At 68.7% G+C, this 17,460-nt stretch carries 22 protein-coding genes and 1 tRNA gene; 12 read left to right on the top strand and 11 right to left on the bottom strand.

Annotated features, from left to right (window positions below):
- Nucleotide 1: 1 nt before the first annotated feature.
- A complete protein-coding gene (locus IEZ09_RS23565) occupies nt 2-457 on the bottom strand; it encodes a RidA family protein (protein WP_189255914.1) in 456 nt (151 codons plus the stop codon).
- The gene (gene sp36 / locus IEZ09_RS23560; RefSeq protein ID WP_189255913.1) at nt 454-609 is read right to left on the bottom strand and encodes a Sp36 family protein; all 156 of its coding nucleotides are present in this window, start codon (nt 607-609) and stop codon (nt 454-456) included. Before sp36 ends, IEZ09_RS23565 begins: the two co-directional genes overlap by 4 nt.
- Nucleotides 610-677: 68 nt before the next feature.
- Here sp36 and IEZ09_RS23555 point away from each other — a divergent pair, with 68 nt between their 5' ends.
- From IEZ09_RS23555 to bagB, 3 genes are read left to right on the top strand one after another with little or no spacing between them, the layout of a single operon-like run.
- Nucleotides 678-929 carry a hypothetical protein gene (locus tag IEZ09_RS23555; protein ID WP_189255912.1) on the top strand — a complete coding sequence of 84 codons (252 nt, stop codon included), beginning with the start codon at nt 678-680 and terminating at the stop codon, nt 927-929.
- A gap of 44 nt (nt 930-973) precedes the next feature.
- On the top strand, nt 974-1,966 hold the full coding sequence (bagA, locus tag IEZ09_RS23550; protein ID WP_189255911.1) for an ATPase BagA: 993 nt from the start codon (nt 974-976) through the stop codon (nt 1,964-1,966).
- Nucleotides 1,963-3,090: an ATPase BagB gene (bagB, locus tag IEZ09_RS23545; protein WP_189255910.1), complete on the top strand. Its 1,128-nt coding sequence runs from the start codon at nt 1,963-1,965 to the stop codon at nt 3,088-3,090. The genes bagA and bagB overlap by 4 nt, the downstream gene beginning before the upstream one ends.
- Before the next feature lie 4 nt (nt 3,091-3,094).
- On the opposite strand, the gene IEZ09_RS23540 is transcribed toward bagB, so the two are convergent.
- Entirely contained in the window at nt 3,095-3,385 is a 291-nt protein-coding gene (locus IEZ09_RS23540) for a WhiB family transcriptional regulator (RefSeq protein WP_189255909.1), read from the bottom strand.
- Between the two features lie 238 nt (nt 3,386-3,623).
- On the opposite strand from IEZ09_RS23540, the gene IEZ09_RS23535 reads away from it, so the two are divergent.
- Nucleotides 3,624-6,077: a penicillin-binding protein gene (locus tag IEZ09_RS23535; protein ID WP_189255908.1), complete on the top strand. Its 2,454-nt coding sequence runs from the start codon at nt 3,624-3,626 to the stop codon at nt 6,075-6,077.
- 3 nt (nt 6,078-6,080) lie between these two features.
- Here the strand turns inward: IEZ09_RS23535 and IEZ09_RS23530 are convergent, their stop codons facing one another.
- Nucleotides 6,081-6,740, bottom strand: coding sequence for a GntR family transcriptional regulator (locus IEZ09_RS23530; protein WP_189255907.1), 660 nt, complete (start codon nt 6,738-6,740; stop codon nt 6,081-6,083).
- Nucleotides 6,741-6,792: 52 nt separating this feature from the next.
- Here IEZ09_RS23530 and IEZ09_RS23525 point away from each other — a divergent pair, with 52 nt between their 5' ends.
- Nucleotides 6,793-7,509, top strand: coding sequence for an HAD-IA family hydrolase (locus tag IEZ09_RS23525; RefSeq protein WP_189255906.1), 717 nt, complete (start codon nt 6,793-6,795; stop codon nt 7,507-7,509).
- 39 nt (nt 7,510-7,548) lie between these two features.
- Here the strand turns inward: IEZ09_RS23525 and IEZ09_RS23520 are convergent, their stop codons facing one another.
- A complete protein-coding gene (locus IEZ09_RS23520) occupies nt 7,549-8,019 on the bottom strand; it encodes a GatB/YqeY domain-containing protein (protein ID WP_189255905.1) in 471 nt (156 codons plus the stop codon).
- Nucleotides 8,020-8,087: 68 nt separating this feature from the next.
- Here IEZ09_RS23520 and IEZ09_RS23515 point away from each other — a divergent pair, with 68 nt between their 5' ends.
- The 5 genes from IEZ09_RS23515 (at nt 8,088) to IEZ09_RS23495 (ending at nt 10,508) form a co-directional block, all read left to right on the top strand.
- A complete protein-coding gene (locus IEZ09_RS23515) occupies nt 8,088-9,041 on the top strand; it encodes a metallophosphoesterase (RefSeq protein WP_189255904.1) in 954 nt (317 codons plus the stop codon).
- A 19-nt stretch (nt 9,042-9,060) separates the two neighbouring features.
- Nucleotides 9,061-9,134, top strand: a tRNA-Pro gene (locus tag IEZ09_RS23510).
- A 115-nt stretch (nt 9,135-9,249) separates the two neighbouring features.
- Nucleotides 9,250-9,750, top strand: a complete 501-nt coding sequence (locus IEZ09_RS23505; RefSeq protein ID WP_189255903.1) for a universal stress protein — start codon at nt 9,250-9,252, stop codon at nt 9,748-9,750.
- A gap of 224 nt (nt 9,751-9,974) precedes the next feature.
- Nucleotides 9,975-10,193 (top strand): hypothetical protein, encoded by a 219-nt coding sequence (locus IEZ09_RS23500; RefSeq protein WP_189255902.1) that lies wholly within the window; start codon nt 9,975-9,977, stop codon nt 10,191-10,193.
- 18 nt (nt 10,194-10,211) lie between these two features.
- Nucleotides 10,212-10,508, top strand: coding sequence for an antibiotic biosynthesis monooxygenase family protein (locus tag IEZ09_RS23495; RefSeq protein WP_189255901.1), 297 nt, complete (start codon nt 10,212-10,214; stop codon nt 10,506-10,508).
- Here IEZ09_RS23495 and IEZ09_RS23490 read toward each other — a convergent pair.
- A complete protein-coding gene (locus IEZ09_RS23490) occupies nt 10,501-10,980 on the bottom strand; it encodes a GAF domain-containing protein (RefSeq protein WP_189255900.1) in 480 nt (159 codons plus the stop codon). The genes IEZ09_RS23495 and IEZ09_RS23490 overlap by 8 nt on opposite strands.
- Nucleotides 10,981-11,061: 81 nt before the next feature.
- The gene (locus IEZ09_RS23485; protein WP_189255899.1) at nt 11,062-11,703 is read right to left on the bottom strand and encodes a hypothetical protein; all 642 of its coding nucleotides are present in this window, start codon (nt 11,701-11,703) and stop codon (nt 11,062-11,064) included.
- A 42-nt stretch (nt 11,704-11,745) separates the two neighbouring features.
- Here IEZ09_RS23485 and IEZ09_RS23480 point away from each other — a divergent pair, with 42 nt between their 5' ends.
- Nucleotides 11,746-13,557, top strand: coding sequence for a prolyl oligopeptidase family serine peptidase (locus IEZ09_RS23480; RefSeq protein ID WP_229812871.1), 1,812 nt, complete (start codon nt 11,746-11,748; stop codon nt 13,555-13,557).
- A gap of 61 nt (nt 13,558-13,618) precedes the next feature.
- On the opposite strand, the gene IEZ09_RS23475 is transcribed toward IEZ09_RS23480, so the two are convergent.
- From IEZ09_RS23475 to IEZ09_RS23465, 3 genes are all read right to left on the bottom strand, one after another.
- On the bottom strand, nt 13,619-14,095 hold the full coding sequence (locus IEZ09_RS23475; protein WP_189255898.1) for a Dps family protein: 477 nt from the start codon (nt 14,093-14,095) through the stop codon (nt 13,619-13,621).
- A 16-nt stretch (nt 14,096-14,111) separates the two neighbouring features.
- Nucleotides 14,112-14,534, bottom strand: coding sequence for an organic hydroperoxide resistance protein (locus tag IEZ09_RS23470; protein WP_189255897.1), 423 nt, complete (start codon nt 14,532-14,534; stop codon nt 14,112-14,114).
- Between the two features lie 80 nt (nt 14,535-14,614).
- Nucleotides 14,615-15,190, bottom strand: a complete 576-nt coding sequence (locus IEZ09_RS23465) for an NADPH-dependent FMN reductase (protein ID WP_189255896.1) — start codon at nt 15,188-15,190, stop codon at nt 14,615-14,617.
- A 65-nt stretch (nt 15,191-15,255) separates the two neighbouring features.
- On the opposite strand from IEZ09_RS23465, the gene IEZ09_RS23460 reads away from it, so the two are divergent.
- The gene (locus tag IEZ09_RS23460; protein WP_189255895.1) at nt 15,256-16,308 is read left to right on the top strand and encodes an alpha/beta hydrolase; all 1,053 of its coding nucleotides are present in this window, start codon (nt 15,256-15,258) and stop codon (nt 16,306-16,308) included.
- Here the strand turns inward: IEZ09_RS23460 and IEZ09_RS23455 are convergent.
- Nucleotides 16,284-17,459 (bottom strand): MFS transporter, encoded by a 1,176-nt coding sequence (locus tag IEZ09_RS23455; RefSeq protein ID WP_189255894.1) that lies wholly within the window; start codon nt 17,457-17,459, stop codon nt 16,284-16,286. The two genes, IEZ09_RS23460 and IEZ09_RS23455, sit on opposite strands and share 25 nt — an antisense overlap.
- Nucleotide 17,460 lies beyond the last annotated feature (1 nt).

The raw sequence follows: 17,460 nt of genomic DNA, 5'->3' as shown, positions 1-17,460 counted from the left end.
GTCACACCTCGACGATCAGTTCGATCTCCACCGGAGCGCCGATCGGCAGCTCGGCCACCCCCACGGCCGACCGGGCGTGCTTGCCCGCGTCACCGAAGATCTCCCCGAGCAGCTCCGAGGCACCGTTCACGACACCGGGCTGACCCGTGAAGCCCTCAGCAGAGGCCACGAAGCCAACAACCTTCACGATTCGCTTGATCGAGTCAACGCCGACGAGGTCGTGCACGGCCGCGAGCGCGTTGAGGATGCAGGTCCTGGCGTAGGCCTTCGCCTCCTCCGGCGAGACGTCCGCGCCGACCTTGCCGGTGGCGGGCAGCTTGCCGTCGACGAACGGCAGCTGGCCCGAGGTGTAGACGTGCGAGCCCGACTGGATCGCGGGCACGTAGGCGGCGAGCGGGGCCGCGACGCCGGGCAGCTCGATGCCGAGCTCCTTCAGGCGCGTGGACCAGGCGCTCATGACTTCGCCCGCTTCAGGTACGCGACGTGCTGCTCACCGGTCGGGTTCGTCAGCACGGTGACCAGCTCCCAGCCGTCCTCGCCCCACTGGTCGAGGATCTGCTTCGTGGCGTGGATCAACAACGGCACGGTCGCGTACTCCCACTTCGTCATGCGCGGAGCCTAACGCGCCACCCGAACGACGCCTGCGCGGTTGTCCCGGTTCGAGCTACCTTGATCACGTGGAGACCTGGCGGATCATCGCCACCAGCCTGTTCGGGGTGGGCGGGCTGGTGATGGTGCTCGTCGCCATGGCGCAAGCGCGTGATCGCAAGCACAGTCAGCACGCGGACGTCGTCCGCGCCGGGCTGATCGGTCTGGTGGTCGTGGCCGCGATCACGGTCAGCATCGCGTTCTGGCTGCCCTCGGTCGTCGCGTGGGCGCTGGTCGCCGCAACCGCGATGGCCGTCTTCTTCCTCACGATGATGGATTGACCGACGAGTCCACCTTCTGCCGGTTTCACACATAGTCTGGATGTGTGACGTCGTGGACCGAGGAGCTGACCCGAGCCCGCCTGCACGTGGTCTCCGGCAAGGGCGGCACCGGGAAGACCACGATCGCCGCCGCGCTGGCCCTCGCGCTGGCCACCGGCGGACGGCGGGTCCTGCTGATCGAGGTGGAGGGCCGCCAGAGCATCGCCCAGCTCTTCGACCGCGCCCCGCTGCCCTACGCCGAGGAACGGATCGCGTCCGCGCCCGGCGGCGGTGAGGTGCACGCGCTCGCGATCGACGCGGAAGCCGCGCTCCTCGAGTACCTCGCGATGTTCTACAACCTCGGTTTCGCCGGCCGCACGCTGCGCAAGATGGGCGCCATCGAGTTCGCCACCACGCTCGCGCCCGGCCTGCGGGACGTCCTGCTGACCGGCAAGGTCAAGGAGTGCGTGAACCGGACCGGCTCCGACGGCCGCCACCTCTACGACGCGGTGGTGCTGGACGCGCCGCCGACCGGGCGCGTGGTCAAGTTCCTGGACGTCACGAAGGCCATGGCCGACCTCGCCAAGGTCGGGCCGATCAAGGGGCAGAGCGAGGGCGTGGTGCGGCTGCTGCACTCCGGTGACACCGCGGTGCACCTGGTGGCGCTGCTGGAGGAGATGCCGGTGCGCGAGACCCTGGACGCGGTCGCCGAACTCGACGCCGCGGACCTGCGTCCGGGCGCGGTGCTGGTCAACCGGGTGAACCCGGTCCGGCTCCCTGCCCGGTCGGTCTCGGTGGCCGCCGAGGGCAGGGTCGACGCGACACGGGTGCGTGCCGGGCTCACCGCGGCCGGGCTCGACCTCGACGAGTTCACGCTCGAAGGCCTGGTGGACGAGACGGTGGAGCACGCCATCCGGGTGCAGTCGGAACAGGAGGCGATGGAGCTGCTCAGCGAGTCGGACCTGCCGACGGTCGAGCTGCCGGAGCTGACGGACGGGGTGGACGTGGCCGCGCTGTACGAGCTGGCCGAGGTGCTGGTCGCGGCAGGTGTGCGGTGACCGCCAGGCTCGAGTTCGACCCGCTGCTGGACGACCCGGCGACCCGCGTGCTGGTCTGCTGCGGCTCCGGCGGCGTCGGCAAGACGACGACCGCGGCCGCGCTGGCGTTGCGCGCGGCGGAACGCGGCAGGCGCGTCGTCGTGCTGACCATCGACCCGGCACGGCGGCTGGCGCAGTCGCTGGGCCTGCGGGAACTCGACAACCACCCGCGCGAGGTCGTCGTCGAGGGCTTCGAGCCCAAGGGCGAGCTGTTCGCGATGATGCTCGACATGCGTCGCACGTTCGACGACATGGTGCTCACCCACGCGGGCCGCGACCGGGCCGACCAGATCCTGTCGAACCCCTTCTACCAGACCATTTCCTCGTCGTTCTCCGGCACGCAGGAGTACATGGCGATGGAGAAGCTGGGCCAGCTGGTGGCGCAGGACGAGTGGGACCTGATCGTCGTCGACACCCCGCCGTCGCGGTCGGCGCTCGACTTCCTGGACGCGCCGCAGCGGTTGTCGACGGTGCTCGACGGCAAGTTCATCCGCATGCTCTCGGCACCCGCGCGGGCGAGCGGGCGCGGACTGCTCAAGATCGTCGGGACCGGTTTCAGCCTTTTCACGCGAGCCGTGTCCACCATCGTCGGCGGCCAGCTGCTGCAGGACGCGTCGACGTTCGTGCAGGCGTTCGACAGCATGTTCGGCGGCTTCCGCGAACGGGCGCAGCGCACGTACGAACTGCTCCGCTCGCCGGGCACCGGCTTCGTGGTGGTGGCGGCGGCTGAACCGGACGCGTTGCGCGAGGCCAGCTATTTCGTCGAGCGGCTCAGTGCCGAGAACATGCCGTTGTGCGGGCTCGTCGCGAACAGGACGCATCCCGTGATCGCGACGGACCTGCCCGCGGCGAAGGCCCTCGCGGCAGCGGACGATCTGGACCGCTCCGGTGAGGCACCTCTCGCCGCGGCAGTTCTCCGGCTGCACGCGGACCGGGTCGCAGTCGCCGATCGGGAACGGCGGCTGCTGGCCCGGTTCACGCGAGCTCACCCCGGTGTGGCGCTGGTCGGCGTGCCCGCGTTGCCCGCGGACGTGCACGACCTGGACGGCCTCCGAGAGATAGGTCGGCGCCTGGCCGGGGAGTGAGTGCTCAGCCGACCCTGGAGTCCTCGAGGTGCTCCTGACGTGCGTTGTCGAGCAGTTCGAACCACGACTCCACGTCAGGCCGGCGACGCAGCAGAGCACGGCGTTCGCGCTCGGTCATGCCTCCCCAGACCCCGAACTCGATCCTGTTGTCCAGCGCTTCGGCCAGGCATTCCATGCGAACTGGGCAACCCAGGCACACGAGCTTCGCCTTGCGCTGCTCCGCACCGCGGACGAAGAGCTGGTCCGGCTCCTCATCACGGCACGAAGCGTTGATACGCCAATCCCCCTGGTTCATATCCCCCACTCCTCAGTGCTGTCCAAATGTGGAAAATCCGCCACACCCCTGCCACGGATGCCGTAGCGTTCGAGCCACGGCTGCATTCCTTGGACGTTGACGGACTGTAGAGCCTTCCGGTTCCACGTCCAACCCTGGGTCACCCGACTGTTACATGTCTTGCGTATCTCTACTCATGCTGAGTAACGGCCCTTACTGATCACCTTCACCCGTTCGTGTACGGCGTACGCTGACCCGCGTGCGAGTCAGGAATGGCGTGCTCAAGATGCTCGGCCTGTGCCTGCTGGCTGGGGTTCTCCTCGCCGGCATGCTGTTCCCGGTCGTGGGTGCGACGGGCCTCGTGTCCAACCGCGCCAGCGACACCGTGGACAGCATCTCCGCCGACCTCGTGACCACGGATCCCCCGTTGATCACCACGGTCACCGACAAGGACGGGCAGCCGATCGCCTACCTGTTCGACCAGTACAGAGTCCTGACACCGCCCGAGAAGATCTCGCCGACGATGAAGGCGGCGCTGATCTCGGTCGAGGACCGCCGGTTCTACGAGCACCAGGGCGTCGACTGGAAGGGCACCATCCGCGCCGGTCTGACGAACCAGGTCAGCGGCTCGGTGTCGCAGGGCGCGTCCACGCTGACCCAGCAGTACGTGAAGAACTACCTGGTCCACGTCGTGGCGCGGAACAACAAGCTGGAGCAGGCCAAGGCCCAGGAGCAGACCATCGCGCGCAAGATGCGCGAGGCCCGGATCTCGTTGCAGCTCGAGCGAAAGCTCGGCAAGGAGGAGATCCTGGCCAGGTACCTGAACGTCGTTCCTTTTGGTTCCACCATTTACGGCATCGCGGCGGCGGCCCAGGCTTACTTCGGCACCACGCCCGACAAGTTGACGGTTCCTCAGGCGGCGATGCTCGCAGGAATGGTCAACAGTCCGTCAGCGCTCGACCCCGAAGCGTATCCGGACAAAGCGCTGGAGCGGCGCAACAAAGTGATCGACAGGATGGTCGAGAACGACAAGCTCTCCCGCGATGCGGGTGAGGCGGCCAAGAAGGAAGGTCTCGGTCTCCAGAACCCGGTTCGAACGCCACCGAACGGTTGTGTGGGCGCCGGTCCGGAAAACGGTTTCTTCTGTTCGTACGTCGTGAACTACTTGCAGCGCGCGGGTTTCAGCGAAGAGCAGCTGCGCACCGGCGGCTACACCATTCAGACCACTTTGGACCGATCGGTCACCTCGCAGGCGAAGGCGGCGGCCGAGGCGGGGGTGGCCAAGAACATCGACGGCATCGCCAACACGATGGCGGTCGTCAAGCCGGGCAAGGAACGCCACGAGGTGCTGGCGCTGGTCGCGAACCGCGACTACGGCCTGAAGGCCGAGCAGCACCAGACGACGTTCGACCTGCCCAGCGGCGTGGAGAACAAGTTCGGCGCGGGCTCGGTCTACAAGGTCTTCACGGCCGCGGCGGCGCTCGAAAAGGGCATGGGCATCGAGAACGTCATGGCGACGCCGACCCACCACGTCTCTAAGGTCTTCAAGGGTGGTGCGCAGCGCTGCCCGAGCACCGGTGAGCCCGGCACCCGCTGGTACTGCCTGTCGAACTTCGACGGCAGCTACCCGTCGTCGATGACGTTGCAGCAGGCCCTCGCGACGTCGCCGAACACCGGCTTCGTCATCCTCGAGGAACAGACCGGCATGGATGCGGTCGTCGACATGGCCTCGCGGCTCGGCATGCGCGAGACGATGGCGACGAACCTGCAGGGCACCAGGCCGGACCCGAAGGCGAAGGACAAGCAGAACCGCATCTCGCAGACCGAGTTCTACAAGCAGAACGGCGGCAACGCGTCGTTCACGCTGTCGCCCGCGCCGGTGTCCACTCTGGAGCTCGCGAACGTCGCCGCGACCATCGTGAGCGGTGGCAAGTGGTGCCCGCCGACGCCGATCGCCAAGGTGCTGGACCGCAACGGCAAGGCGGTGCCGGTCAACGAGGCGCCGTGCGAGCAGGTCGTGGCCGAGGGACTCGCGAACGGTCTCGCCGCCGGCATGAGCAAGGACGACCAGGGCAACGGCACCGCCGCCGCGGCCGCCCGTGCCGCCAAGTGGACCCGCCCGATGATCGCCAAGACGGGCACCACCGAGGAGTACAAGTCGGCGGCGTTCATCGGCGCGACCCCGGACTTCGCGGGCGCCGTGCAGGTGTTCAACGACGGCACCGCGCCACGCCCGATCTGCCTGGGCGCTCCTGGCGCGCCCCGGTTGTGCGCCAACGGCAACATCTTCGGCGGCACGATCCCCGCCAAGACGTGGTTCGACACGATGACGAAGGTGCACGGGTCGTTGCCGGTGTCGCAGCTGCCTCCGGTCGAGCCGCGCTACCTCAAGGGCGGCAGGGAGATCCAGATCCCCGACGTCGTGGGCCGCCAGGTCAACGACGCGGTGCGGATCCTGGAGCAGGCCGGCTACAAGGTGAGCCAGCAGACGGTCAACTCCGACCAGCCGAAGGGGACGGTCGTGAGCCAGTCGCCGCGCGGCAACGCGTTGCGCGGCACGATCATCACGCTGTCGGTGAGCTCGGGCTACGTGCCGCCGCCGGTGGCGACCGATCCGTCGAACAGCAACCCGAACCCGCCGCCACCCACGCAGGGCAACCCGAACGAGCCACCGCCGATCACGTTGCCGACCGAGCCCGGCGAGCCCAGATAGGTCCTACCGGCGAGCGTCGAGCAGCTGCTTGAGCTGCTCGACGCTCGTGTCGATGTGCGCGCGGATCTCCGCCACCGCCCGGTCGCGGTCGCCCGCGCGGATGGCGTCGAGGATGAGCCGGTGCTGGGCGACGACCTCCTCCGGCGTCTCCGACTTCGAGAGCACCGTGAGGTAGAAGCGCAGTTCCTTGGTCATCGCCGCGTAGAACTCGTCGAGCCTCGTGCTGTCCAGCACCGCCACGATCGCCTGGTGGAACGCCAGGTCGCGGTCGACGATCGTGCCTAGGTCACCGGTGTCCGCGGCTGCGCACAGGTTCTCGAACGCCTCGGTGATCGCGTCGAGCTGCTCGGGGCGCGGCGTGCGGGCGGCCGCGGCCGTTTCGAGGCGTTCGCGGGCGGTGTAGAGGGCCTCGACGATCTCCGGGGTGGGCGCGATGACGACGGCGCCGCGGTTGACCTCGTAACGCACCAGGCCGGTCAGCTCGAGGATCCTGACGGCCTCGCGGATGGTGTTGCGCGCGACGCCCAGCTCGGCCGCGATCGCGCTCTCCCTGAGCCTGTCACCAGGGCCGAAGGCACCGGCCATGATCCGTTCGGCGAGGCCGTCGGCCAGCTGCTGGGCCGTGGTGGTGCGGCGCACTGCGAGGCCGTCGAGGGCTGACATGCGGTCAGTTTAACCGGTTGCCCTACAGTTGAACTGTACTACAGTTCGAGTCATGGACCTGACGAAGTTCCAGGCGCTCAGCTTCGACTGCTACGGCACGCTCATCGACTGGGAGACCGGCATCGCCGCGGTGCTCTCGCCGTGGGCGCGCGAACAGGGCCTCGATCTCACCGACGAGGAACTGCTGCTGGCCTACGGCGACCAGGAGGCGGCCGTCGAGGCGGAGACGCCCGCCGCCCTGTATCCCGACGTGCTGGCTGCCGCGTTCCGGCGGACCGGGACTGCTCTCGGGCGCGAGGTGAGCGACGAGTGGGCTGAGCGGCTCGGTGGCTCGGTGCCGGACTGGCCGGCGTTTCCCGACTCCGCGGATGCGTTGGCACGACTGGCGAAGCACCACCAGCTGATCATTCTGTCCAATGTGCACAGGGCGGGGTTCGCGGGCAGCAACCGGCACCTGCGCGGGGACTTCGCGGCGATCATCACCGCGGAGGACGTCGGCGCGTACAAGCCGGCCGAGAACCACTTCCGGGCGTTGGACGAGAAGCTCGGTGAGCTGGGCGTGGAGCGTTCGGCGCTGCTGCACGTGGCGCAGAGCCTCTTCCACGACCACGTTCCGGCGAAGCGGGAGGGGCTGCCGTCGGTGTGGATCAACCGGCGGCGCGACAAGCCGGGCTGGGGCGCGACGCCGCAGCCGTCCGGCGAGTACAGCTACGACCTCGAGTTCGGGTCGATGGGCGAGTTCGCGGACGCGGTGGAACGGGCGTTCTGAGTTGGGGTGCCGCAGCGGGTTCGCCGCTGCGGCACGTCGTCAGCTGGTGAGCTTGGCCTTCACCGCGGCGGCGACACGGCCACCCTCGGCGCGTCCGGCGACCTCGGCGTTGACGGCCTTCATGACCTGGCCCATCTGCTTCGGCCCCGGCGTCTCACCGAGCTGCGCCGCGACGGCCTCGACAGCCTTGTCCACAATGGACTTCAGCTCGGCGTCGTCGAGCTGGGCGGGGAGGTAGGCCTCCAGCACGGCGAGCTCCCTGCGCTCGAGCTCCGCCTGCTCGGTGCGACCGGCCCCGGCGAACGCCTCCGCGGCCTCCTTGCGCTTCTTCGCCTCGCGCGTGAGGACCTTCACGACCTCGTCGTCACTCAGCTCGCGAGCCTGCTTGCCCGCGACCTCTTCGTTCGTGACCGCCGTGAGCGCCATGCGCAACGCACCGGCCGTGACAGTCTCCCTGGCCTTCATGGCCGCAGTCAGGTCGTTCTGCAGCCGCGTCTTCAACTCCGCCATGGCGCAGAACGGTACCGCCCGCAGGATGCCGCGCCGATCGAGTTAACCGCCTTCCGTACCCTTGACACGTGAACAAGCTCGGCCGCGCACTCCTCGCCACGACCGCACTCGGCGCCGCAACCATCGCGTACGCGGCGGGAATCGAGAGAAGGCACTGGACCCTGCGCACGGCGACCGTGCCGGTTCTGTCGCCGGGAGCCAAGCCGATCCGTGTGCTGCACATCTCAGACCTGCACATGACGCCGAACCAGGTCTCGAAGCAGCGCTGGGTGGCAGCTCTCGCGGACCTGAACCCCGACCTGGTCGTCAACACGGGCGACAACCTCGCGCACAAGGACGCCGTCCCCGCGGTGCTGCGCGCGCTGGGCCCGCTGCTCGACCGTCCGGGCGTGTTCGTGTTCGGCAGCAACGACTACTACGCGCCGAAGCCCAAGAACCCGGTGCGCTACCTCCTGCCGTCCTCCAAGACCAAGCGCATCCACGGCGTGACCCTGCCGTGGCGCGACCTCCGCGCCGGCATGGTCGAGCGCGGCTGGGAAGACCTGACCCACGTCCGCCGCACCCTGACGGTGAACGGCCAGACGATCTTCTGCGCGGGCCTGGACGACCCCCACCTCAAACGCGACCGCTACGCCGACATCGCGGGCACCCCGGACCCGGACGCCGTGCTGCGCCTGGGAGTCACGCACTCGCCGGAACCGCGCGTGCTCGACCCGTTCGCCGCCGACGGCTACGACTTCGTGATGGCCGGCCACACCCACGGCGGCCAGCTGCGCGTGCCGTTCTACGGCGCCCTGGTGACCAACTGCGAACTGGACCGCGGCCGCGCCCGCGGCGTTTCGCGCTGGGGCTCGCACATGTGGATGAACGTGTCGGCCGGGATGGGCACTTCGCCGTACGCGCCGGTGCGGTTCTGCTGCCCTCCGGAGGCTTCCCTGCTGACCCTGGTTCCGCGGCCCGTTACGCCTGGTCAGGGGCGAAATGAGGGGGCCCGATTCGGAGCTGGAGCGGACATGATGTAGAGTTCTACTCGTTCCCAGCCGGGGTGTGGCGCAGCTTGGTAGCGCGCTTCGTTCGGGACGAAGAGGTCGCAGGTTCAAATCCTGTCACCCCGATTGAAAATCGGGCCGATTCCATGTTGCAGTGGAATCGGCCCGTTTTTTGTTTTCCTCGGACGTGCCAGTCTGGTAGCCGACAGCGCGTGCACCCGCGGAAGGCGGTGTGGTGAGCGTGGCGGAGTCCGAGGAACGAAGACTGACGTTGTCCACCGGTCGCAGCGGCGCTCCGGCCGGGGCCGACGTGCTGGTGGTCGGATTCGACGATCAGGCTGCCAGCCTCGCCGCGCTGCGCACCGCGGCTGATCTCGCTCGCCGGCTGCACGCGGATCTGCACGTGGTGCACGGTGTCGACCTGCGCGACTACCCCATCGATCCCGACTCGGACGCCGAGGTCTGGGAAGGCCATGCGCGCGAGGCGCTGGAGCACCTGCGCGCGAAGGTCGTCGAGGCGCTGGCCGACCATCCGGGGGCCTGGACGTATCACGCGTGGACCGGGAGTCCGGTGCGGTTGCTGGTTTCCGTGGCTGACGAGCAGCAGGCGTTGATGATCGTGGTGGGCACGCATCGGCACCGGTCGCTGGCTCGGATGATGCGTGGCTCGGTCAGCCGGCGGGTGGCGCGGTCCGCGCATCGGCCGGTGTTGCTGGTCGCCGACGGGCAGTCGTCCAGATAAGCCACCCGATCGTGTGGTGTGGCTCGACACCGGCTGCCGCAAGGGTCACGGTGGTGGCATGACGCACTGCCACCGTTCTAGGCCAAACTATACGGTACCCACATGTGGCGTTAAGCCATACGAGTGAGGGTTGAAGATTCAACTCACGGTCCGTAACGGCTACCTAGATCCAAACGACGTAGGCAGTGGTTCGGCACTCGTTGAAATGGTCGGGAGATGCAGTGATGAACTCCGTCGCCGTCAAACCTGTTCATCGGTCGTGGATAGTCCTCGCGGCCAAGGTCGTCGTGGTGCTGCAGTCACTGGCGATCGTCTACATGCTCACGTCGGGCTGGGTGGCGGCAGTGGTGGCCGCCTGCTTCGTGGCGATCGTGGCTGCGGTCAAGGCGTTGTCGCGGGCTTCGCGGCAGGTTGACCGGATCTTCGAGGAAGAACTCGGCTGAAGACCTAGCATCGGACGCATGCTGACTCGTGTGTCCGAAGCGCTCGTGAAGCCGGGGCGGGAGCAGGAGTTCGTCGAGCGGGTGCGGGACCTCGTCAGGACTTTTCCCGAGAAGTACGACGGCCTGCTCGGGCATGAAGTGGTCGTCGACGTGCAGGACCCGCAGCGGGTGCAGTACGTGAGCCGGTGGCGGGACGAGCAGTCGCTCGAGCGCTACGCAGGCAAGAACTGGCGCACCGATCCGGTGACGTTCCCGGACGAGGACGAGTACCTGCAGCAGCCGCTCGCGCTGCGGCACTTCCACGTCGTCAGTTGAAGAAGCCCCTCGCGGGCAGGCCCTCCGGGAAGCGTTCCAGCGCCTCTCCCGCGACCAGGGCCAGCGATTCCAGGAGTTCGGTCTCGGCGGGCGTCGCGGCGTGCGGGATCGCCCAGTAACAACCGATGGCACCGATTGGTTCGGGACGCAGAATCGGAGCCATCAGCAAACTGCGCACGAATGTCGGCCGATAGGCTTCTTGAGGAATCCTCGAATCGAAGCGGATGTCCCTGATCGCCACGGTTTGGCGGTTCAGCATCGCCCAGCCGCTGATGCAGTTCGCGGCGGGGAAGCGCTGACCCTTCCACAGCGGACTCATCGAGTCCTCGTCCGCGTAGTAGCAGAGATCGCCGTCGAGCAGCACCAACGTCGCACCGTGCGCCGCCAGCGAGGAACGGGCCGTGGTGCGCACGATCCGTTGGACTTCCTCCAACGTGGCAGCCTCAGCCAGGCGATCCGTGGTTTCGGACATGCCCCAACGTTAACTCCGAAAGGGCCGCTGGCCTAGGTATTCCGGCCCCTTCGGAAATCGATCAATTGGCGGCCGGGCAGGTCATCTGCGGTTCCTCGGCACGTGGCCCTGCGCCAGCGACAGCTGGTGCTTCGCCACGATCCACTGCTTGACCGCCGGTCGCGTCGCGAGGACCAGGCTGAAGACGCAGACCGCCAGCAGCACCGCCGACCCCATCGACGGCACGAGCTCGGCGACGCCTCTCCTGACCGAGCGGAACAGCGCCACCATGAGCACCAACCCGGTGAAGAGGCCCGACATCTGCGAGGCGATCGTGTTCGGGAAGTGCGGGTGGTTGATCGACATGGCGCCCAGGACGTTGAGCACGCCGAACCCGGCGATCACCGCCGCCAGCAGGATGCCGATGATCAACGTGCCGCCCGACATCAGGAAGCTCATGATCACGAACGCGGCGATCACCAGCATGCCGGCGGCGAGGATCCAGTTCAGGACCGCCAGGACCACGAGCGGTGCCGGTTTGGGCGGCAGGTGGCCGGGCCAGGGCTGTTGCTGGTACGGCTGGTGGTACTGCGGCGGCGGTGGCTGCTGCTGATGACCCGGCTGCGGATAGCCCTGCGGCGGACGGCCCTGCGGCGGGTACGGCTGCTGATATTGCTGCTGGTACTGCTGCTGGTACGGCGGCCGCCCAGGTGGCGGCGCTCCCCACTGAGGTGGTGTTGTCATCTCAAGTCCCCCTAGAACTGCCGCTGACTCTAGTGTTGAGACGTGACGACGCACCCTGCTCCCAACGTTCCGGACCAGCTTTTCGACGATCCGGCCGCCGAGGCCCGGTGGCGTGAGCGGTTCACCGCTCCCCGGATGAGCCTGCCCGGCTGGGCCGACGACGCACCGGACCGCACCCTGTACGTCTCCAACGCGAGCGGCGTGTGGGAGATCTACGTCTGGGACCGGGCCAAGGACGAGCACCGCAAGGTCACGGACCGCCCGAACGGCACCTCGCACGGCACGCTGAACCCGGACGGCACCGAGATCTGGTGGTTCGACGACCACGACGGTGACGAGTTCGGCGTCTGGGTTCGCGAGCCGTTCGTCGCCGACGGCAGCAAGGCCGAACCCGCTGTGGAGAACGTCCACGCGGGCTACCCCGCCGGTCTGGAGGTCGGCAGGGACGTCGTCGCGGTCGCCGCGTCGACCGACGACGGCACCACGGTCTGGTTGTCCCGCAACGGCACCACCGAGGTGATCTACCAGCACGTCAACGACGCCGGTGTGACCGCGCTGTCGAAGGACGAGTCGGTGGTCGTGATCGCGCACTCGGAGCACGGCGACAACCGGCACATGGCACTGCGTGCGCTCAACACCTCCACCGGCGAGACGGTGGCCGAGAAGTGGGACGGCAAGGGACTGGGCCTGGACGCCGTGTCCTTCAGCCCGGTCCGCGGCGACCAGCGGCTGCTGGTGCTGCACGAGCGCCGCGGCCGTGAGGAGCTGCTGATCTGGGACGTCGCCGCCGACACCGAGACCGAGATCGTCCTCGACCTGCCGGGCGAGGTCGCCGCCGACTGGTACCCGGACGCGTCCGCCCTGCTGATCGTGCACACCCACCACGCCCGCAACACCGTGCACCGCTACGACCTCACGACCGGTGAACTGTCCACTCTGGACACCGCACCCGGCGTGATCGGCTCGGCGGGCGTGCGCCCCGACGGCACCATCGAGTACTCGTGGTCGTCCGCCGAGAGGTCCACGGTGATCCGCGCGCTCGCCACCGACGGCACCGAGCGCGTGCTGGTCGAGCCGCAGGGCGCCCGCCCGGCTACCTCGCTCCCGCTCGAGGACGTCTTCGTCGGCGACGTGCACGCGCTGGTCTCGAAGCCTGCGGGCGAGGGGCCGTTCCCGACGGTCTTCCTGATCCACGGCGGCCCGCACGCGGCGGACGAGGACCGCTTCTCGCCCTACCGCGCGGTGTGGCTCGACGCCGGGTTCGCCACCGTGCACGTGAACTACCGCGGCTCCAGCGGTTACGGCTCGAAGTGGCGTGACGCCATCGAGGGCAGGCCCGGCCTCACCGAGCTGGAGGACATCGCCGCCGTGCACGACTGGGCGGTCGAGTCCGGCCTCACCGACCCGGCGCGCTCCGTGCTGAACGGCGCCTCGTGGGGCGGCTACCTGACGCTGCTGGGCATCGGCGTGCAGCCGGAGCGCTGGGCCGTCGGCATCGCGGGCGTCCCGGTCGCGGACTACCTGGCCGCGTACGAGGACGAGATGGAACCGCTGCGGGCGTTCGACCGCGCGCTGTTCGGCGGTTCGCCGGAGGAGCTGCCCGAGCTGTACCGGGAGTGCTCGCCGCTCACGTACGTCGACAAGGTCACCGCGCCGGTGCTGATCCTCGCCGGTGAGAACGACCCCCGCTGCCCGATCCGGCAGATCGACAACTACCTCGACGCGCTCGCGGCCCGTGCCCACAGCTACGAGATGTATCGCTACGACGCGGGACACGGCTCGCTGGTCGTCGCCGAGACGATTCGGCAGACGGCGGCCGAGGTGGACTTCGCACGGCGACACCTCGCCAAGTAGGGAACGCGGGGGCCCCGCGTTTCCCTGAAGGAAACGCGGGGCCCCCGCGTGACGCCAGGAACTAGGCCGCCTGGGCCTGCCACATCCAGTGCGCCTGCTCCAGTTCCTGCGTGATGCCGATCAGCAGGTCCTGGGTGACGAGGTCCGGCTTGTCGGTCTCGTCGATGCGGGAACGCATCCGCGAGATCAGCGAAGCCAGCGAGGACGTGATCGCCGTGACGACCTGCTCCTCCTTCAGCCAGCCGGTCGCGATCTCGGGCACGCCGGACGACGCGGCGATGGTCTTCGCCGTGCCGTTCGGCGTCACGCCGAGAGCGGCGGCCCGTTCAGCGACCTGGTCGGCGGCGTTGCGCGCCATCGTGACCAGTTCGTCGAGCTGAAGGTGGACGCTGCGGAAGTTCTTGCCGATCACGTTCCAGTGCGCCTGCTTCCCGATCAGGGACAGGTCGACGAGGTCGACGAGTGTCGCCTGCAGCACGGCACCGACCGCGTCACGGTCGCCGTCGGCGAGCGGGCTGGTGATCGGGTTCTTGGCCATGGTTCTCCGCGCCTCCTCAGACGGTGACGGTGAGCGCCACCTCGATGTTGCCGCGCGTCGCGTTGGAGTACGGGCAGACCTGGTGGGCCTGCTCGACGAGCTTCTCCGCGACCGCCTGGTCGAATCCGGGGATGGTCACGGCGAGCTCGACGGCGAGCTGGAAGCCGCCGGTCCCGTTCGGGCCGATCCCCACCTTGGCGGTTACCTCAGAAGAAGCGAGCTGAATCTTGGACGCGCGTGCGACGGCCGCGAGAGCGGAGTTGAAGCAGGCCGCGTAGCCGGCCGCGAACAGCTGCTCAGGGTTGGTCGCGTCACCGCCGGGGCCGCCCATCTCCTTCGGGACCGACAGGACCTCGTCGATCACGCCGTCGGACGAGCGCACCTCGCCGTTGCGGCCCTCGCCGTAAGCAGTCGCCTCGGCCGTGTACAGCGCTTCCATTCCGCTCTCCCTTGAGTCCAGTGGTTTTGTTACCCACTGGTACCAACGGATCGCACACGACTTGTCTGCCCGATCGTGAGTCAGTTCACGTCGAGATGAGACGCCTGGCGCAACGCGAACTCGACGACCTGGCGGCCGATCACCCGCAGGTTGCGGTCGACGTCGGCGTCCGAGCAGGCGCCCTCGCCGTCGAACTTGACCTGCGCGGAGTTGATCGCGGCACCGAGCGGCGTCGGCCAGCCGCGCAGCGCGTGCACGATCGAGCGGACGGCCGTGAGCGTGTTCACCGCGGCCTGCCAGCCGTACGCGGCGGTGATGCAGCCGACGGCACGGCCGTCGAGGTAGGGGCGCTCGTCGTCACGCAGGTCCTCGACGTAGTCGAGGGCGTTCTTGACCAGGCCGGACACGGTGCCGTGGTAGCCGGGCGACACGAGGATCACGCCGTCGGCCCTGCGCAGGTCCTCGACCATCTTGACGGCGATGTCGGGCCGTTCCGGCACGGACGGGTCGTAGAACGGGAGCATCAGCTCGGGACCGCTGTACTGGACCGTCTGCGCACCGAGCTCACGAGCACCCTCCAGAGCGACCCGCAGCGCCCGCTCGGACTGCGAGTCGGACCTGATCGAGCCGCCGATGCCCACCACCGTCACCGTCATGGCATCGATCCTTCCACCTCCAGTTACCTGGAGATCCAGCACTACTCGCTAGTAACGTGCAACACATGTCGAACTTCCAGGCGGCCCTGCTGGCCGGTGCCCTGCGCTTCGCGTTCGGTCTTCCCAACCCCGTACGCCGACTCATCGCCGGTCCCCCGATCCGCCTGGACGGTCAGGACCTGCACCCCGAGGCGCAGCTGCTGCTGAAGCTGGCCCACCTGTCCGGGACCGACTGGCGCACGAAGTCAGCATCCGAGAGCCGGCTCGACCTGGAGTTGAGTTCCCAGCTCGTCGCAGGCCCGAAGATCACCGGGGTCGGGACGCGCGAGCTCACGATCGGCGAGTTCGCCGGAAGGCTCTACACGCCGGACGGTCTCGCGCCCGGCTCGGCATTGTTGATCTTCTACCACGGTGGCGGCTGGGTCACCGGCGGTCTGGAGACCCACGACAACCTCTGCCGGTTCCTCGCGAAGGAAGCCGGCGTGCGCGTGCTGGCGGCCGACTACCGGCTCGCGCCGGAGTACCCCTTCCCCGCGGCGGTGGACGACGCGGCCGAGGTGCTGCGCTACGCCGTCGCGAAGGCGGAGGACCTGGGCATCGACGAGAAGCGGATCGCGCTCGGCGGTGACAGCGCCGGCGGCAACCTGGCCGCGGTGACCGCCCACAACGCCGAGATCGACCTCTCGTTCCTGCTGCTCTTCTACCCCGGCGTGGACGCGTCGGTGCGCCGCCGGTCGCGCGAGATCTTCGGCAACGGGTTCTTCCTCACCGACGAGAAGATGGACTGGTTCCTCGACCAGTACAGCGCGGGCGGCAAGGACCGCCACGACCCGCGCCTGTCGATCATGCTGGCCGATGACCTCTCGAACCTGCCGCCCACCTACATCGCGACCGCGGGCTACGACCCGTTGCGCGACGAGGGCGAGGCCTTCGCGGAACGCCTGGCCTCCGAGGGTGTCCCGGTCGTGCTGCGCAGGCACGAAGGCCTCTTCCACGGCTTCGCGAACGTGCTGGGCGTCGGCGGGATCTTCCGCGAGGCCGTGTCCGAAGCCGTGGGCGCACTGCGGACCGGCCTCGCACTGGCCAACTCCGCTCAGGACGTGGCCGAGACCGCCTGACGCTGGCGGGACAGCACCCAGCCCAGCCCGGCGATCACCAGTCCGGCCAGCCCGGCGACGACGAAGCCGAGCGGGGGTCCGCTGTGGTCCACGGCGACCCCCGCGAGCGGCTGACCCGCCGCGACGCCGAACGTGAACGCCGAGCCCTGCAACCCGAGCGCGAGCCCGCGCGCCGAGGCGGGCGCGAGCTTGCTGATCTGCTCGGTCGAGGCGGCGATCGTCGGCGCGCACACGAAGTTCATCGGGACGAGCGCGAGCGCCAGCAGCGCCACGTCGCCGTCACCGAGGCCGGCCGGGAGCTCCAGCAGTGCCATGCACGCCAGCAGCACGATCCCGCTCGGCACCCGTTTCAGGCTGCCGTAGACGAGCCCGCCCAACGCCGAGGCCGCGCACATCACCACGAAGATGAGGCCGAGCCAGCTCTGCTTGCCCGCGTGCTCCAGCGACGCGATCGAGGAGATCTCCATGCCGGACAACGCCATCGTCGCTCCGAAGGGGATGATCAGCGCGGCGATCATCGGCCCGCGCAACCACTCCCTCAGCTGCGGCGGCGGTCCCTCGGCGACCTCGTCCTCGTGCACCAGCGGCGGGTTCACGGCGAACAGCAGCGCACACGCAGCCAGGATCGCCACGCCGATCGTGACGAGCGCCGCGCCGGTGGAGAACCTCGTCGCGATCAGCACGCCCGCCGCGGGCCCGACCATGAACGACAGCTCGACCGAGATCGAGTCCAGTGAGAACGCGGGCCGCCGTTGCGCTTCCGGCACGAGCGCCGTGAGCGCCTGCCGCCCGATCGACATCATCGGCACCGCCACCAGCCCGTTGGCGAACGCGAGCACGAGCAGCACGTAGTAGTCCATCAGCGGCGCCGTCACCCAGAAGACGCCTTCCAGCAGGCTGAGCGTCAGCGTGACCCGCAGGCCTTTGCTGTCGATCAGCTTGCCCATCAACGGCGACCCGAGGCCGATGCCGACCATGGTCGCGAACCCCACCGTGCCCGCCGCCGCGTAGCCCTTGTCCAGCGTCGTGACGACGTGGAGGGTCACCGTGACGCCCGCCGCCGTCGGGGGGATCCTGGCGAAGAGCATCAGCAACATCAGGGGCCGGACCCCCGGCAGCGCCAGGACGTGTTTGAAGGGGGCGAGGTTCACG

The organism is Lentzea flava (assembly GCF_014648475.1).
GTDB classification, from domain to species: domain Bacteria; phylum Actinomycetota; class Actinomycetes; order Mycobacteriales; family Pseudonocardiaceae; genus Lentzea; species Lentzea flava.
The sequence above is the reverse complement of the archived record's forward strand: the minus strand, read 5'-3'. Positions and strand labels throughout refer to the sequence as shown.

What these genes read in the sequence shown, in the direction of transcription:
- IEZ09_RS23500 (WP_189255902.1), top strand. Translation starts at nt 9,975, where the DNA reads ATGAACTCCGTCGCCGTCAAACCTGTTCATCGGTCGTGGATAGTCCTC.
- IEZ09_RS23540 (WP_189255909.1), bottom strand. Translation starts at nt 3,385, where the DNA reads ATGAACCAGGGGGATTGGCGTATCAACGCTTCGTGCCGTGATGAGGAG.
- IEZ09_RS23475 (WP_189255898.1), bottom strand. Translation starts at nt 14,095, where the DNA reads ATGGCCAAGAACCCGATCACCAGCCCGCTCGCCGACGGCGACCGTGAC.
- IEZ09_RS23520 (WP_189255905.1), bottom strand. Translation starts at nt 8,019, where the DNA reads ATGGCGGAGTTGAAGACGCGGCTGCAGAACGACCTGACTGCGGCCATG.
- IEZ09_RS23565 (WP_189255914.1), bottom strand. Translation starts at nt 457, where the DNA reads ATGAGCGCCTGGTCCACGCGCCTGAAGGAGCTCGGCATCGAGCTGCCC.
- IEZ09_RS23495 (WP_189255901.1), top strand. Translation starts at nt 10,212, where the DNA reads ATGCTGACTCGTGTGTCCGAAGCGCTCGTGAAGCCGGGGCGGGAGCAG.
- IEZ09_RS23490 (WP_189255900.1), bottom strand. Translation starts at nt 10,980, where the DNA reads ATGTCCGAAACCACGGATCGCCTGGCTGAGGCTGCCACGTTGGAGGAA.
- IEZ09_RS23525 (WP_189255906.1), top strand. Translation starts at nt 6,793, where the DNA reads ATGGACCTGACGAAGTTCCAGGCGCTCAGCTTCGACTGCTACGGCACG.
- sp36 (WP_189255913.1), bottom strand. Translation starts at nt 609, where the DNA reads ATGACGAAGTGGGAGTACGCGACCGTGCCGTTGTTGATCCACGCCACG.
- IEZ09_RS23530 (WP_189255907.1), bottom strand. Translation starts at nt 6,740, where the DNA reads ATGTCAGCCCTCGACGGCCTCGCAGTGCGCCGCACCACCACGGCCCAG.
- IEZ09_RS23465 (WP_189255896.1), bottom strand. Translation starts at nt 15,190, where the DNA reads ATGACGGTGACGGTGGTGGGCATCGGCGGCTCGATCAGGTCCGACTCG.
- IEZ09_RS23460 (WP_189255895.1), top strand. Translation starts at nt 15,256, where the DNA reads ATGTCGAACTTCCAGGCGGCCCTGCTGGCCGGTGCCCTGCGCTTCGCG.
- IEZ09_RS23485 (WP_189255899.1), bottom strand. Translation starts at nt 11,703, where the DNA reads ATGACAACACCACCTCAGTGGGGAGCGCCGCCACCTGGGCGGCCGCCG.
- IEZ09_RS23470 (WP_189255897.1), bottom strand. Translation starts at nt 14,534, where the DNA reads ATGGAAGCGCTGTACACGGCCGAGGCGACTGCTTACGGCGAGGGCCGC.